Origin of the sequence: Pacificispira sp., assembly GCF_965228185.1 — a bacterium.
Taxonomy (GTDB): Bacteria; Pseudomonadota; Alphaproteobacteria; order UBA8366; family Aestuariispiraceae; genus Pacificispira.
On sequence record NZ_CBDDHE010000006.1, the window covers coordinates 292,025 to 307,809 of the forward strand.

Consider the following 15,785-nt stretch of genomic DNA (forward strand, 5'->3'; position numbering starts at 1 on the left):
AATGAACGAAGATGCGATGAACATGTCGATCCGCAAGTTTCTGAAGAAGGTCGGCGTCACCTCTCAGCGCGAGATCGAAACCGCGATCCGTGACGCCGATACCGGCTCCTTGCCCGCCTCGCTGAACGCCAAGGTCGTGCTGACGGTCGACGGGGTCGATCTGGAAGTCGCGATCGACGGCACGATCGATCTGAAATAGGCCCGGCGATGGTCAGTCGCGTGATCGCCCTGCTGGTGATGATCGGCTGCGCCGGAATCCTGGCCTATTACCACCGCGCCGATCTGATCCCCCAACCCGAGGCGCCGACGAATCCGGCCGAGGCCGCGTTCAAGGCCTGCCTGGAAGAACGCGCCGAGGGTATCGACAAGATGCGCGGAGACGGCACGATCAACGATCAGCAGGCGGAATTGTTCCTGTCCCGCGCCGAGGCGCTGTGCCGGTCCATGGCGGCACCGCGTCCCTGACGGAGATCGGGATCAGTCCAGATCCTCCTCGCCCCGGTCGCGGGCGGCGAGATAATCGTCGGTCGTGCGCGGCATCGGCCGACCGCCTGCCGCCAAATGAGGTTCGTCGTTGAACACGGCCTCGACGCGGCAGTCTTCGCACATCTTCAGCCTGTCCGCCCCCGCGCCCTGGAACATCCAATGCTTTCCGCCCAGGGTGGCGATCATTTTCTCGATCGTCGATTTCGCCGCAAAGGGCTTGCCGCAGGAAATGCATTCGAAGGGCTCTTCCTCCTTCACGATTTCCCGCTCGTTCGCACCTTCGCCGAAGCGATAGCGCGGTTCCAGGGCGATGACCTTTTCCGGACAGGTGTTCTTGCACAAACCGCATTGAATGCAGGCGCTTTCCTGGAAACCCAGCTGCGGCTTGTCGGGATTGTCGGTCAGCGCATTCGTCGGGCAGGCGCCGACGCAGGACAGGCACAGGGTACAGTTTTCCGCATCGATGCGCAGACGGCCGAATGCGCTGCCCGGTGGCAGGGACACATGATCCGACGGGTCCGGCGCGGATTTGCGCAGATGGTCCGTCGCCAGGCGCATGTTCGTCCGTTTTTCCGGCTGCGGCAGGAAACTGGCGGCCGTCGTCACCGCGCGTTTCGGCTTGCGCGCGTCCCACAAGGCGGTCTCCAGCGTGTCCGGATCGTCGGTCACCAGAACCTCGACCAGCCCCGAATCGTAACCCAGCCCGGTCAGGATCGCTTCGGCCAAGCCCGCCTGCTGTGCCAATCCGTCGATCTCCGCGCGGCGCTTGTCCCCAACCAGAAGCACGATACGTTCGGCCCCGAAGGCGAAAGCCGTCATCAGGAATTCGGCGTTGATCTGGGTCGTTTCATGCACCGCGAAAGGAATCGCCCTGGCGGGGAGTCCTTTCCCGAAACGGGCCATCGCATCGATCAATCCGCCGCCATGCTCCGACGCGTGCACCACCAGAATCGGCCGCTTACCGCCCTGCGCCAGATAGGTCGACAAGAGCGTACGCGTACGCTCCGCCAGGAAGCGGTCGGCGGGATAGGCATAGGATGCCGCCTGGGTCGGGCAAACGCTGTTGCAGGATCCGCACCCGCCGCACAGATAAGGATCGATCGCGACCGATTCCCCGTCGGGTTGAATGGCGGAAGCGGGGCAGACGTCCAGGCAGCGTGTGCAGCCGGTGACGCGGCTTCGCGAATGGGCGCAAAGTTCCGAGCGGAAGGCGACATAACGCGGTTTCTCGAATTCACCGACCAGATCGGATGCGGCGAAGATTGCCTTCTGCACCGCGACGGGATCGGCCGGGTCTGCGCGCAGATAGCCGTCCCGCCGCTCCGGCGTCGGGAAAAGCGGTGCCCGGCCGGACAAGTCCAGGATCACATCGCATTTTGCGGCGGCCCCATTGGTGGCGCGCCCGAAACTCAGTGCGTCGCGCGACGCCGGGTTCAACGGGGCATAGCTGTCGACGTTGATCTCGAAATCGCCGAGATGCCCCTTCGCCGCTGCGATCCTGCCTGTCGCCGTCATCAGATCCATCACCCCCAGCGGCATCAGATCCTGCATATCGGTCAACAACAGAGAAACCGTCATACGGCCATCCAGTTGCCGCGCCGCGTCCAGGGCGACCTGCCCGGCGCCATAGACCAGACAGATGCCGGACGACGGCATTTCCACCGTCGGAACGTCCGGGGCTTTCAGCGTGGCCTCTTGCAACAGGGCGGCGATTTTGGGGGTCGCGCGGCCCGCCTCCTCCGACCATCCGGCATTTTCACGAATGTTGACCAGTTTCGGGGCGACGTCCAAGCCGGCCTCTTCGATCGCTTCGAAGAACGCCGCGCCCTCTTGGGTGCAGGCGATGACGAGCCGGTCGGAGGCGCGTGCAGCCGTGGCGACCTTGCCGATCTGTTCCCGGCACAGCATCCGGCTTACCGCGCAGCTCTCCGCGCCGCAGGCCTTGGCGATGGCGGCGCCGTCCAACGGCATCGTGCCCGCGCAATCGCAAACCAGAACCGTGCTGTCCCCCAGTTGCATTCGTCCCCCCTAGCCCAGCGCCTTGAAGGCGGGCCAGCTGACAAAGCCGTGTACGCCCGCAACCATACCCGGCGCCTTCTTGTGTTTCTTGCTCTTGCTCAGGGAAACCGCCTTGTATTGCGACGCATTCGGATGATCGAAGGCGATCTGAATGGCTTCCTGTTCGCTGAATGCACAGACGATCATCACCACGCTGGGGTCCGCCCCGGGATCGGGGAAGCATTCCAGGGCGAAGACCCGCATCTGTCCCGCAATCGGCGGCGCCGTCATCGCGGTCACCCTCCGGTCACGCTCATATGCCGGGCGACGCTCTTGGCGCCTCGGCGCCGGTCGATGACGAAATCATGGCCCTTGGGTTTGCGGGTGATCGCTTCGAAAATCGCCTCGTCCAGCAATTGATCGCCTTCCGATGCGCGAACCGGCGCGCGCAGATCGGCGGCGTCATCCTGCCCCAGGCACATGTAAAGCGTGCCGGTACAGCTCAACCGGACGCGATTGCAGCTTTCGCAGAAATTATGGGTCAGCGGCGTGATGAAGCCGATACGGCCGCCGGTTTCCTTGACGCGGACATAGCGCGCCGGGCCGCCGGTCACATAGTCGGACTCCTCCAGGGTCCAGCGAGACGCCAGTTCGGCCCGCACCATGCTCAGCGGCCAGTACTGGTCGATGCGCTGCTCGTTGCCGATGTCGCCCATCGGCATGACTTCAATAAAGGTCAGATCAAACCCCTCACCGCCGCACCAGGCGACCATGTCATGGATTTCGCTGTCATTGACCCCCTTCAGGGCGACCGCGTTGATCTTGACCTGCAGGCCGGCCCGCTTGGCGGCTTTCAGCCCATCCATCACCTGATCGATCTTGCCCCACCGGGTGATGGCGGTGAATTTGTCCGCGTCCAACGTGTCGATGGACACGTTTACCCGGCGCACGCCGCAGGCGTATAGATCGTCGGCAAATCGTGCCAGTTGGCTGCCATTCGTCGTCAGCGTCAGTTCGCTGAGCGCGCCGCTGTCCAGATGCCGGCCCAGCGCCTTGAACAATGACATGATGTTGCGCCGGACCAGGGGTTCGCCACCCGTGATACGCAATTTGCGCACGCCATGCCGCACAAAGGCCGACGAGACCCGATCCAGTTCTTCCAGGGTCAGAAGGTCCGCTTTCGGCAGGAAGGTCATGTCCTCGGACATGCAGTACACACACCGAAAATCGCAGCGATCCGTCACGGATATCCTGAGATAATCGACCTTCCGGCCGAACGGATCGATCAATTCCGTCATACCCGAACTATCCTTCCACCCCGTGCGGCGCCGCATCCCCATGGGAGGTCCCGCGGCACCTTGTTAGAATCACTCTAATGTTAGGTCGGTGCCGCATCAACTGGTATTACCAATACGCGACACCGTCGTCGTCGCCTCATGGGAAAGGACCGGCCCCGATCGGTCAAGCAATGTCCACGACCGCCATCATCCCACTCTCCTGATGTTCCAGAATGTGGCAGTGGAACATCCATTGCCCCGGATTATCGGCAACAAAGGCGATCTCTGCTGTCATGTCCGGCCAGAGCAGAAATGTGTCGCGCCAAGGCCGGTTCGGCACTGGTTTGCCATTGACCGTCAGAACCCGGAAGGCATGGCCGTGAAGATGAATCGGATGTGGAAAGGCCGTCAGATTCGCGAGATCCAGAATCCGGCTGCTGCCCAAAGACAGGGACAAAAGCGGATCCGGTGTCATCATGTTCGTCGGAACCGACTGATTGATGGCCCAGAAATGTCCCATCTCGACCAGTTCGCGCATCGACAGGAAACGGTCTCCCATCTGCGCCCCGTGCAGTCCGCCCATGGCGCCGCCTTCGAATACGACCTCGTGTCGTTCCGCCCGTTCCAGATCCGGCTCCGGTAGAATATGGGGCGTCAGCGCCGCCGGCTCCGGCCGGTTGTCCCGTCCGGGCAGCGCCGGTTCGGCGCCGTAAACGAAACTCATCAGATGAAAGCGGCGCTGGTCGCCATAGGCGGTGTCGTCGATCTGTACCGTCGTCCCGGGCTCCTCGGTCAGATCCAGGATCAAATCCGCACGTTCCCCCGGCGCAAGCCAGATACGTCCCTCCGAAGGCCGATGGGGCGGCACGGGATGCCCATCCAGAGCTACGATCCACACGCGATCCATCGGGAAATGCGGCGCGAACAGCCGCGCGTTGGACGTGTTCAGCAGACGCAGTCGAATGCGTTCGCCCGCTCGAACGGGTTCGGCCGTTTGCAAGGACCCATTGACGGTGACGACATTGCCGATCCGCCCGGCATGGCTTTTGTCATGACCGGCGCCGAAGGGTGCGATCACCGCGTCGGCGTCCATCCGCCAATCGTCCAGCATCCACAGGATATCGCGATCGACCTCCGGCGGTTCGTCCTCATCGATGATCAGCACGCCTTTCAATCCGCGGCCGAGCTGTTCAGAGCCCTGCACATGCGGGTGATACCAATAGGTGCCGGATTCCGTCAGGGCGAAGCGATAATGAAACGTTTCACCCGGCGCCGTCGGCGGCTGGCTGATGAAGGGTACGCCGTCCATCTCAATCGGCGGGCGCAACCCGTGCCAGTGGATGGTGGTCGGCTGATCCAGCGCGTTCTTTAGAGTAAGGTTCAATTCCTCGCCGACCCGATATCGCAGAACCGGACCCGGCACCTGGCCGTCATACGCCCAAACATCGGTCGCAGGGACATCCTCCCCCGCGAAGCGCATGGAACCGGGTTGGGCCGTCAGGACGCGCCCGGACGCGTGCCCGGCCGATGGCAGAATGCCCAGACCGCCGGCGGCGGCGCTCATCCCGATAAAGGTTCGACGTGACAGCATGGTCCTGAAATAGGGCGTGAGGAACCGGTCGCAAGTACGCTATTCCCGCTTCCGGTATTCAACATAGCGAAAAATCGCTTTCGTCGACGACAGGCGTGAGCGTCCCGGTTCTCACGTCTTCGGCCCGGGCTGGGGATGGCCCGGCAGCCGAAGTCGGCACCTTGGAAAACGCGATTGCAATTCGCTGTCTACCCTGCGACGTAGACATTTGCCGCCTCCTTGGCGGGCATTAACGAAATCGCAACACTGTAAGGTGTGCATTAGGTCCGTCCGACATTGCGATGCAATGAGATCGGTGCAACGATTGCGCTACCCGAACTCGATAGATTAAGGGCATGCCGAACCAGTTCTTCTCTACCAACGGTTCATTGGATGGAAATCTGGGCATCCGAGCCGGGTCTGTTTGGCGTAAGACCACCCTTAGGTTGGCCTTTCTCGCCCTGCTGTGCATTGGCTTGCCAACCCTGCTTGAAATATCGGCCTATCGCGAGACCGTTGCGCAGACGCGCGTCGACGCACGCGAGGAACTGAACCGGCTACGGGTCGACATCGAACGTCAGATCAATCGTGACGTCCAGTTGGTCCGGGGCATGGTCAGCTATGTCCGTGTCCGCCCCTCTCTCGGTCAGATCGAGTTCGACCGGTTGGCGGCATATCTTCTGTCCGACGACAACAACATCATTCGCAATCTCGCCTTGGCCAGGAATCTGACCCTGTCCCATGTCTATCCGTTGGAAGGCAACGCCTCCGTCATCGGCGTCCGGTACGAAGATCTGACGGATCAGTATCCGATGGTCAAAAAGGCGGTGGAGGAAAACCGGATCATCATCGCGGGCCCGGTCAATCTGATCCAGGGCGGTCGTGGAATCATTGCGCGCTTCCCGGTCTACCGCAACACCACCGAGACCGAAAGGCCGAAACTCTGGGGCGTCGCGTCGATGGTCATTGACTTCGAACGCCTGCTGGAAACGGTCAATATTTCTCAGTTCACCCGGCGTTACGATTTGGCGCTGTACCACATCGAAGCCGGGCAGATGGCGGAAACACCGTTCTTCGGCGATGGCAGCATGGTCGGGGACGAACCGGTTACGCTCGACGTCTCGCTGGTCGGCACGTCCTGGGGGATCAGCGCCACGCCGAAGAACGGCTGGCCGAAGCGGTCGAACAGGTTCTGGCAGACGGTCGCGATCGCATTGTTGGCTTTCAGCGTCGGCTGCTATCTGATCATTGTCGGGATGCGGTTCGAAAACGCGCTGATCCAACTGGCCGTACAGTTGGAAACGGCCAAGCGCGAGGCGGACGCGGCGCGCAGTGTGGCCGAAAGCGCGAACCGTGCGAAAACTCAATTCCTGGCGAATATGAGCCACGAATTGCGGACGCCGCTGAATGCTATAATCGGCTTCTCGCAGATCATGATCGGCGGATTGCTGGGCCGGATCAACAACACCAAATATGAAGAGTATCTGAAAGATATCCTGGCATCTTCCCAGCATCTTCTGGACGTGATCGGCGATATTCTGGACATTACCCGTGTCGAAGCGGGCGAAATGGAACTGCACGAGCAGAACTTCACCATCCGCGCCCTGGTTGACGCGTCTCTGAGATTGACCAAATCCCGCGCGGATCAGAAGGCACAGACGATTGAAATCGACATTCCGGGCGATCTGCCGCAAATCCGCGCGGACAATCGGATGCTGCGCCAAGCCTTGATGAACCTGCTGTCCAATTCAATCAAGTTCACGCCCGAAGGCGGCCGTATCTCGATCAGTGCCGGGTTGACCGGCACGCAGGATTTGGAAATCGCCGTTCACGATACCGGCAAAGGGATCGCGCCTGAGGATCTGGACCGGATCATCGAACCGTTCGCCCAGGGACGCGCATCGTCGGAGGTCGCCTATGAAGGAACCGGCCTCGGGCTCAGCATTTCCAAGCGTATGATCGACGCCCATGGCGGAAATCTGCGGATCGAAAGCGAACTGGGCAGATGGACGCGTGTCACGATCGTTCTGCCGGCCGATCGCGTGAACCCGCCCGAAACGGTCTAGGCGCGCCGGACGCGTTCTTTCAGGACACCGGCAATCCAGCTTCCTGCAGGCAGGATTTGAAGTCTTCCAGCGTGAACGGCTTTGCCAGTGCCGCGTCGACACCCAACAGCGCCGCGGCCTTCAGCGCGTCTTCCCGGCTGCCATGCGTGCTCCAGCCTCCGGATATTGCGATGATCTTCACGGATTCGGACAAATCTCGGATTTCCTTGATGATCTGAATGCCGCTTTTGCCCGGCATGAAGATATCCGTCACGACCGCGGAAATGTCTTCGATTGGGCCTATGTCCAGCCCAGCATCAAAATACCGGGATTCCGCCATGATGGCGGGCATATAGCCCAGTTTCGTGCAGAACCGGGCGACCAGGTCGCGTACACCGGCATCGTCTTCGATGATCAATATCCGCTTTTGCATTTTCGGTACTGTTCCCGTTTTCCCGTTCCGGGTCAGGTCGCATCCAGCGTCCAGGCCGGGGCATCGCTCAACAGACGCCCGGCATCCTCTGCAGGCATCGGTCTGGCGAAGTAGTAGCCCTGAACGAAATCCACGCCTTGTTCGGCGACGGCAGCGAATTCTCTTTCCGTTTCGACGCCTTCAGCGACGACATCCATGCCGACATCATGTGCCATCATGGTGATCGTTCCGACGATCTTACGGTTGCGCGTGTCGCTTTCAATTCGACTGACGAAACTTCTGTCGATCTTAAGCGTGTCGAATGGAAAAGACAGCAGGATCTTAAAGGAGGAATAGCCCGTTCCGAAATCGTCGATCGCCAATTGCAGCCCGGCTTCCTCCAGGGCCCGCAGGACCTTCATGCCGCGATCACTTTCGGCCATCAGCGCGCTTTCGGTGACTTCCAACTTGACCCTTTCCGGGGCCATGCCGGCATTTTCGATGGATTTGATCACGGTCTGGGCATAGCCGGGCAACCCCAGTTGCCGGCCGGATACATTGATATTGACCACGCATTCCGGCGAGAAACCCGGCCAGTTCGACACCGTGCGCAGGGAATCGTTCAAGACCCAATTTCCCATCTTGCCGATTTCACCCATTTCCTCGGCAACAGGAATGAAGGATCCCGGCGAGATCATTCCGATTTCAGGGTGATACCAGCGAAGCAAGGATTCCACGCCGGAAATCCGACCGCTGCGGACCGACACGATCGGCTGAAAATGGGTCATCAATTCATCGCGGTCGGACACGCCGATCAGGTCTGCTTCCAGATGCAGGCGTTCGATGACACGGTCGTGCATGCCGGGATCGAAAACCGTGTAGCCGTTGCCCCCCGATTTCACCACTTCTCGCATCGCAAGGTTGGACCGGTTCAGAAGTGTATCCGCGTCACACCGGCCACCTGGGCCACGGAACGCCAGACCGATGCTGGCGGTTATGCCGACGGTCCGGTCGCCAATCGACACGCGTTGCGCAGCCAGCATGTCCGAAAGCCGCCGGATCGTGCCGGCCGCTTCATCCGTCGCGGTGTTCAGATCGGTCTTCAGTACGAAACAGAATTGACCGCGCGCAGGTGACCCGGAGAGGCATCCTTCCGGGAAAAATGCCTTCAGATCCCCAGATATCTGGGCAAGGAAGCGGTCGGCGGCGGCGCTGCCATGGGCGCTACCGACATTGGCGGTCTGATCGATCTTAAGGCCATAGGCGACGATCCCGAACCTTTCCGCATCCGCGCGTGAGAACAATCGGTTAACATCGGCGATGAGGCGCGGCAGCAACCGCAGCCGGGTCACGGGATCAAAATCCCTTAACTGGGAGATCGTTGAATCGTATGTGCGTTTCTTTTCCAGTGTCGCGCGAACCCGCGCCTGGAAAATCGCCTTGTCGAACGGCTTATGCAGGAAATCGTCCGCCCCCAACTCAATACAGCGGCGGACGGAATCCTTGTCGCCCAGGGCGGAAATCATGATGACGGGCACCGTGCTTAGTCGCGTGTCGGCACGCATCGCCTCGATCACCGCGACGCCGTCACAACCGGGCATCATCACGTCCAGCAGGACCAGGTCGAAAGTTTCCGTACCGTCCTTGAGCCGCTCCAGGGCGACAAGACCGTTCTCGGCTGTCGTCACCCGCGGATAGCCCATATGCGACAGCAGGCGCTGAATCAGGGCCCGGTTCGCTTCCTCATCGTCGGCCACCAGAATGTGGGGCGCGGACGAAGGTTCGTCGCCCGCCGCGCGGACACCTTGTTCCCCCGTCATCGATAACTCCGAGTGAAGTGAGGACGCGCGAAATTGCGGGCATGAGCCTTGGGGTGGCACCACGGAATATCCCATTGAACTGGCTTTCTTCGGTCACGCATTTTTTGCGCCCCCGCGCAGATCGGCCGCACCCCACTTTGGCCTTGGTTTTTCCCGCCCGATCCTCGCAACCGGACATGGGTCCCTCCCGTTGGAGATCATATACACAAAAGACTGAATAAAAGGTTACCAGCGCGCCGCTGATACACGGTTTGGTTGGTACCGATCTGTAAGTGGCGCCCCCCGTTCCAAGTCCGAAAAAGCCCGGATTTTCACGATTTTTTAAGACCAGGGGAATTAGGGTGCGCCAATGCCGGAAGGATACGCTCGCGTCTAGGCGGAATCGGAAAAGGGAAGATTTGCGGTGTCTTTGAACATTCCATTCATACTCTTGTTCGCGATCAGCCTGCTGGGTGCCGCTCTTTATGCCTATCGTCAGGCCTGCAACCGATCGATTGTAATTGAGGCCGTGGTCGTTCTCGCCCTTGCCATCCTCCTGGCGGCGCAGATCCTGCGCTATGTCGCAGCCGGCTCGGGAGACCCATCCGACCTTAAGCTGATACAGGACATTCTGAGCTTTCTCGGGGCCGCCATCGCCGTTACGTCCATCGGGTATCTTCTATTCAAAAGCCAGGGGCGTGACCGGATCGTCGAAGATTTGATCTCGACCCGAGCGGAACTGGCGGACCGCCGGACGAAAAGCGAGACCTTCCGGCGCACTTTGCGACGCTTCGTTTCAATCGCCGAAGAAGAAAGGGAAGACTTCGACGAGGTCGTCCTGGAAATCGCCGCGGACGCCCTTAAGGTGGACCGGGCTAGCATCTGGATCGGCGCCCCGCAGAGCCGACAGGTCGAGTGTGTCGCCTCCTTCGACCGCATGCGCCGAGGCGACGGCGTCGGCATGATCTTGGGAGAGGACGACTTTCCAGCCTATTTTGAAGGGTTAAGCGGGGATCACGTCTTGGCGGTGTCGAACTGCTGGGACGACGTCCGAACGAAGGATTTTCGCCAGGGCTACCTTCCGGCCACCGGGGTCACCGCGCTATGCGACGTCGAACTGGATCTCCAGGATGGCGGCAGAGGCATCATCTGTTTCGAGACCGTCGGGACGGAACGGATCTGGGTACCGGAGGACATCAGCTTCATCCATGCCGTCGGCGACCTTTTGCTGTTGGTCTATGCGCGGCAGAAAATCGAACGCGCGACCCGCGAACTGCATGAGCGGGACGCCCGGTTCCGGGATTTCTCGCGTGCTGCCTCCGACTTCTTCTGGGAATGCGATGCGGAGCTGAAATACACTTTCCTGTCAGATCGCGATTCCCAGGTTTCGACCGATGGCGGGGTGATCGGTTTGCCCATCCAAGACAGCCCGGGCTTTGATCCGAACAATGAAGGTTGCCGGACCCGGTTGGACCGTATGAAGGCCCGCGAACCGTTTCGGGACCTCGCCGTACGCGGCTGGAAACACGACGGGTCGGAAACCATCGTCGCCGTAAGCGGCATACCAATCTTCGGTGAGGACGGCACATTTGTCGGTTACCGGGGCACGGGCCGGGACATCCTGGAAAAGTACCGTGAGGAGATGGTCCAGCGCGCGATTCAGGCAACCGTGTCCGGCGGCATCGGAGAGGCCTTCCTGGCCGATGCGGTGAACGCGTTGGTGGAGTTCGGGAACAAGACCGCGTGGATCGCCCGGGTCAGCCGCAGCAATGCCATGACGGTCGAAATTCTGGCCGGGGCGAATGCCGAAGGTCCGTTGGAAAGATCTTCCTATTCCGTCGACGGTGCGCCCTGCGCGGAGGTGTTGGGTGGCAAGATGGTGCTGCACACGTCCGGGGTCGCAAACATGTTTCCACGCGACACATTCCTGCGGGAATGCGGGATCGAAAGCTATGGCGGCGTACCACTTCGGGACGAGAAGGGCCGCGTTATTGGAATGCTGGTCGTGATGATGGACCGACCCGTTCGGGATCCGGAACTCATGCGCTCGCTTCTGTCCGTGTTCTCGGTCCGGGCGGCGGCGGAATTGAACCGCATTCGCGCCGAAGAAGAACGCACCGAACTGCAGCAGCAATTGCTGCATTCCCAGCGGCTGGAAACGATGGGTGCTCTGGCCGGAGGCATGGCCCACGACTTCAACAATGTCCTGACACCGATCCTCGGCTATTCGGAAATGCTAATGGAGGATTTCGAGCCCGGAACGCAATCGCATGAGGACGCGGAGGCCATTTTCCGTGGCGCCCAGCGCGCCAGGCGGATGGTCGAACAGATCCTCGCCTTCTCGCGGCGCGGCGATACGGACGCATCGATCCCTTTCAACATCGACACGCTGATTCGCGGTTCGGTCAAATTCATGTCCGCGTCCATACCCGCCAGCATCGAGATGTCCGTCGATATCGTCCCGGACATTCCGATGCTGGTCGGCGATCCGGGCAAGTTCGATCAGGTCCTGATGAACCTGATCACCAATGCCTATCACGCTATCGGCGACCGGGAAGGGCGGATCGATATCCGGGCCAGCAAGACCCATATCTCAGACGATTTCGCGCGGATCAATCCGCCGTTGAGCCCCGGTGACGCCATCCGGGTCGATGTCAGCGATACCGGCTGCGGCATCGAGCCAGACGTACTAGGCAAGATCTTCGAACCGTATTTCACCACCAAGGGTTCCGGCCGGGGGACGGGGTTCGGACTGTCCACATGCCGCGGGATTGTGGACGCCCTGCACGGCACCATCCTGGTCGACAGCAAGGTCGATAGGGGCAGCACCTTCACGGTTCTGATCCCTGCGGACACCGGCCTGCACGCCGCAGAGACGCACCCCACGCCGGAACCGCTTCCGACGGCCTCGGAGATCAGGCATTACAGCGTCGTCTATGTCGATGACGAGGTCGAAAACAATGTCATGGCCATTCGCCTGCTGGAACGGGCCGGCCATAAGGTGCGCAGTTTCGACGACCCGGAACGGGCGCTGGCCTATCTGGAAGGCGGGCCGGGCGATGTCGACGTCCTGATCACGGATGACAGCATGCCGAAACTGCAGGGCTGGGAACTGGCGGCGCAGTACCGGAAACTGAACCCGGACGGCCCGGTCGTCGTCGTCTCCGGCGGCAGCGGCGCCGCTGTCCAGGCCCGCTACGCCGGTATCGACGCCGCCAAATTCGTCCAGAAGCCCTTTGTCATCAGCGAGTTGATCGACAGGATAGACGAGGCGGCAAAGGGTCGGGAGAAGGCCTGACCTATCGTACCGCCGCACCGTCGAGACTGAGCACCGGCCCGTAGAGTTCCGGCCGCCGATCGCGGAACAGGCCCCAGGACGCCCGACGCGCGCGGATGGCATCCAGATCGAATGTCGCGACCAGCGCTGTCGCGGTCCTGTTATCCGCCTCTTCGATTTTCTCGCCGGTCTCGTCGGCGATGAAGGAATGACCATAGAAGGTCATCTCCGCCGCTTCGTTCGGTTCGGCCCCGATCCGGTTACTCGCGACCAGCGGCGTCAGATTGGCGCCCGCATGGCCCTGCATCACCCGCTGCCAATGGTCCTTGGAGTTTATCGACGGGTCCTGCGGTTCGCTGCCGATCGCCGTCGGATAAAGCAGGATCTCCGCTCCCATCAACGCCATCGACCGGGCGCATTCCGGGAACCATTGATCCCAGCATATGCCGACCCCGATCCGGCCGGCGGCGGTATCCCAGGCCCGGAAGCCGGTATCCCCCGGATTGAAGTAGAACTTTTCCTGATAACCGGGCCCGTCCGGTATGTGGCTTTTCCGATAGACGCCCAGCACCGCGCCGTCCGCGTCGGCGATGGCGACGCTGTTGTAATAGGCATTGTTGGCCCGCTCGAAGAAACTGACCGGCAGGACGACGGATAGCTCCTTCGCCAGATCGGCGAAACGCGCGACGATCGGGTTCCCTTCCAGCGGCGCGGCCAGAGAGAAGTAATCCTGTTTCTGATCCGGGCAGAAATAGGGGGTTGCGAACAATTCCTGCAGCAGGATCAGCCCGGCGCCCTTTGCCGCTGCCTGACGTACGGCCGCCTCGGCCTTGTCCAGATTGGCGTTCAGGTTCCAGTCGCAGGCGAATTGCGTCGCGGCGACGGTCAGCATCCGACCACTCATCGGTCTTCGAACCCGGTCAGGACGTTGACGGCGTTGATGCCGATTTCGTCGACGGCATAACCGCCCTCCATGACGAAAAGGGTGGGCCGGTTCAATCCGGCGATCCGTTTGCCGTAGCGTTTGTAATCGTCGCTTTCCAACTTGAAGAAGGAGATTGGGTCGTCCTTGAACGTGTCGACCCCCAGCGAGATCACGACCGCATCCGGTCCATAGGCGTCGATCCGCGCCAAGGCGGATTTCAGCGCGTCCTCCCAGGCATCATAGGCCGTGCCGGGCGGCAGGGGATAATTGGCCGTGAACCCTTCCCCCTGCGACTTGCCGGTTTCATCGGCATAGCCCAGGAAATATGGGAAAGCGTCTTCCGGACGGCCATGCAGGGACAGGAAGAGGACGTCGTCCCTGCCGTAGAAAATGTCCTGGGTGCCGTTGCCGTGGTGGAAATCCACATCCAGGATCGCAACGCGCGATGCCCCCTGATCCAGGAAAGCCTGCGCCGCGACCGCCGCGTTGTTGATGAAGCAATAGCCGCCATACATGTCCGACGTCGCGTGATGGCCCGGCGGGCGGCACAGGGCAAAGGCCGATCCGGCGCCCTCGGCAATCGCCGCCTGGGCGGTCAGGGCGACATTGGCACTGGCCAGCGCCGCCTCCCAGGTGCCATTGGAAATCGCGGTTTCAGCCGCCAGCGCGTAATAGCCCAGCTTGCCGTCGATGAATTTCGGCGGCGTTTCGCGCATGCGCCGGGCCGGCCAGGCCGTCGGGATCGCCTCGCCCTTGAAACCGGCAGCCTGCCATTCGGTCCAGCAATTGGCCAGGAAGTCCAGGAATCCGGCATCGTGAATGCGCCGGATCGGGTCCATTCCGAAGTCGCGGGGTTCGATCACCTCGCCCAGTGAGACCGCTTTGACACGCGCCAGGATCCGGTCGACCCGCGCCGGGCATTCGAAGGGCGGCACCAGCAGACCGCCATGCAGTTCCGTCTTCGAATCGCGCAGCAGGTGTTTCTCTGTCTGAACCGTCAGCATTCCGCCAACTCCCCCTTCTCAATCGGATTACGGACGCATACCATGACGGCCAGGGAACTTATGCGTAAATATCCCTTTGGGGATGGGTCGCGGCACGGAAAGGGTCGATACCGGCGTGTACCGATCGGACGGACCGAAATACGAGACTGTCGAGGACGCGCTCGCTTCCGCCATCACGGCGGTCGGAACGGCCGCTTTCGTGCCGACGGTCCTGGACTATCTGCGGCTGAACGCGTCGTTTCGCGGCTGTTTTCTGACCCTGCTTCAGGGCGCAAGGCGGCCGGTTCATGTCTTTGACAATGTCCGCGCCGAACGCCGATCGGAAGTCATCGAGCGCTATCTGGACGGGGCCTATCTGCTGGACCCGTTCTATGTCGCCTATCGCCAGTCCGCGCCCTGCGCCGTTTTGCAGATCAAGGATGTCGCGCCGGACCGATTTCAACAGTCGACCTATTTCAAACAGTATTACGGGACGATCCTGCTGCGCGACGAGCTGGCAATTCTGATCGACCTGCCGACGGGGCGGCATCTGTTCTATTCGCTTGGGCGGCTGCGCGACGAAACCCGGTTCAGCGCCCGCGATGTCGCCAATCTGCGCCGCGTCCTGCCGGTCTTCGCCGCCCTGAACCGCCGTCACTTCGCCAATGAATCCTATGGCGCCTCGGCAACGGAAGACGGCATCGCGCCGGAAGAGATCGACGCCGCCCTGGAGAAGTTCGGGACCGAGAAACTGACCGATCGCGAACGGGAAATCGCCGGTCTGATCCTGCGCGGCCATTCGACAAAATCCATCGCGCGGACGATTTCGATCAGTCCCGGAACGGTTAAAATTCACCGCAAAAACGCATACCGGAAACTGAACATCTCTTCGCAGAGCGAGTTATTTTCCCTATTTCTCAATGCCTTATCCGGCCGAGACGAGGTCTGACCCGCTATACCCCCCGGGGGATATTTACGCCCGCGCGATTTCGGACTTACCCTTTTGCCTGACA

General features: G+C 61.1%; 13 protein-coding genes. 5 read left to right on the top strand and 8 right to left on the bottom strand.

Annotated elements, in window-relative coordinates; genetic code table 11:
* The first annotated feature begins 1 nt into the window (after position 1).
* Both ACO06O_RS12090 and ACO06O_RS12095 read left to right on the top strand, forming a co-directional pair.
* Positions 2-199: a DUF6494 family protein gene (locus tag ACO06O_RS12090; protein WP_420420004.1), complete on the top strand. Its 198-nt coding sequence runs from the start codon at positions 2-4 to the stop codon at positions 197-199.
* A gap of 8 nt (positions 200-207) precedes the next feature.
* Positions 208-465 (top strand): hypothetical protein, encoded by a 258-nt coding sequence (locus ACO06O_RS12095; RefSeq protein ID WP_421880066.1) that lies wholly within the window; start codon positions 208-210, stop codon positions 463-465.
* A 12-nt stretch (positions 466-477) separates the two neighbouring features.
* On the opposite strand, the gene ACO06O_RS12100 is transcribed toward ACO06O_RS12095, so the two are convergent.
* From ACO06O_RS12100 to ACO06O_RS12115, 4 genes are all read right to left on the bottom strand, one after another.
* Entirely contained in the window at positions 478-2,505 is a 2,028-nt protein-coding gene (locus tag ACO06O_RS12100) for a 4Fe-4S dicluster domain-containing protein (RefSeq protein ID WP_421880068.1), read from the bottom strand.
* Between the two features lie 9 nt (positions 2,506-2,514).
* Positions 2,515-2,775 carry a hypothetical protein gene (locus ACO06O_RS12105; RefSeq protein WP_421880070.1) on the bottom strand — a complete coding sequence of 87 codons (261 nt, stop codon included), beginning with the start codon at positions 2,773-2,775 and terminating at the stop codon, positions 2,515-2,517.
* Positions 2,776-2,780: 5 nt separating this feature from the next.
* The gene (gene moaA, locus ACO06O_RS12110; RefSeq protein ID WP_421880072.1) at positions 2,781-3,782 is read right to left on the bottom strand and encodes a GTP 3',8-cyclase MoaA; all 1,002 of its coding nucleotides are present in this window, start codon (positions 3,780-3,782) and stop codon (positions 2,781-2,783) included.
* 163 nt (positions 3,783-3,945) lie between these two features.
* Positions 3,946-5,352 (bottom strand): multicopper oxidase family protein, encoded by a 1,407-nt coding sequence (locus ACO06O_RS12115; RefSeq protein WP_421880074.1) that lies wholly within the window; start codon positions 5,350-5,352, stop codon positions 3,946-3,948.
* A 425-nt stretch (positions 5,353-5,777) separates the two neighbouring features.
* Between ACO06O_RS12115 and ACO06O_RS12120 the strand changes: the two genes are divergently transcribed.
* Complete coding sequence (locus ACO06O_RS12120) at positions 5,778-7,397, top strand: ATP-binding protein (protein WP_421880076.1); 1,620 nt, start codon at positions 5,778-5,780, stop codon at positions 7,395-7,397.
* A gap of 19 nt (positions 7,398-7,416) precedes the next feature.
* Here the strand turns inward: ACO06O_RS12120 and ACO06O_RS12125 are convergent, their stop codons facing one another.
* On the bottom strand, positions 7,417-7,809 hold the full coding sequence (locus ACO06O_RS12125) for a response regulator (protein WP_421880078.1): 393 nt from the start codon (positions 7,807-7,809) through the stop codon (positions 7,417-7,419).
* 32 nt (positions 7,810-7,841) lie between these two features.
* Positions 7,842-9,608 carry a putative bifunctional diguanylate cyclase/phosphodiesterase gene (locus ACO06O_RS12130; RefSeq protein WP_421880080.1) on the bottom strand — a complete coding sequence of 589 codons (1,767 nt, stop codon included), beginning with the start codon at positions 9,606-9,608 and terminating at the stop codon, positions 7,842-7,844.
* 403 nt (positions 9,609-10,011) lie between these two features.
* Between ACO06O_RS12130 and ACO06O_RS12135 the strand changes: the two genes are divergently transcribed.
* Positions 10,012-12,885, top strand: coding sequence for an ATP-binding protein (locus ACO06O_RS12135; protein WP_421880082.1), 2,874 nt, complete (start codon positions 10,012-10,014; stop codon positions 12,883-12,885).
* 1 nt (position 12,886) lies between these two features.
* Here the strand turns inward: ACO06O_RS12135 and aguB are convergent, their stop codons facing one another.
* Complete coding sequence (gene aguB / locus ACO06O_RS12140; RefSeq protein ID WP_421880084.1) at positions 12,887-13,768, bottom strand: N-carbamoylputrescine amidase; 882 nt, start codon at positions 13,766-13,768, stop codon at positions 12,887-12,889.
* Positions 13,765-14,793, bottom strand: a complete 1,029-nt coding sequence (locus ACO06O_RS12145; RefSeq protein ID WP_420419992.1) for a histone deacetylase family protein — start codon at positions 14,791-14,793, stop codon at positions 13,765-13,767. Before ACO06O_RS12145 ends, aguB begins: the two co-directional genes overlap by 4 nt.
* 115 nt (positions 14,794-14,908) lie before the next feature.
* On the opposite strand from ACO06O_RS12145, the gene ACO06O_RS12150 reads away from it, so the two are divergent.
* Positions 14,909-15,721, top strand: coding sequence for a helix-turn-helix transcriptional regulator (locus ACO06O_RS12150; protein WP_421880085.1), 813 nt, complete (start codon positions 14,909-14,911; stop codon positions 15,719-15,721).
* Positions 15,722-15,785: the final 64 nt, after the last annotated feature.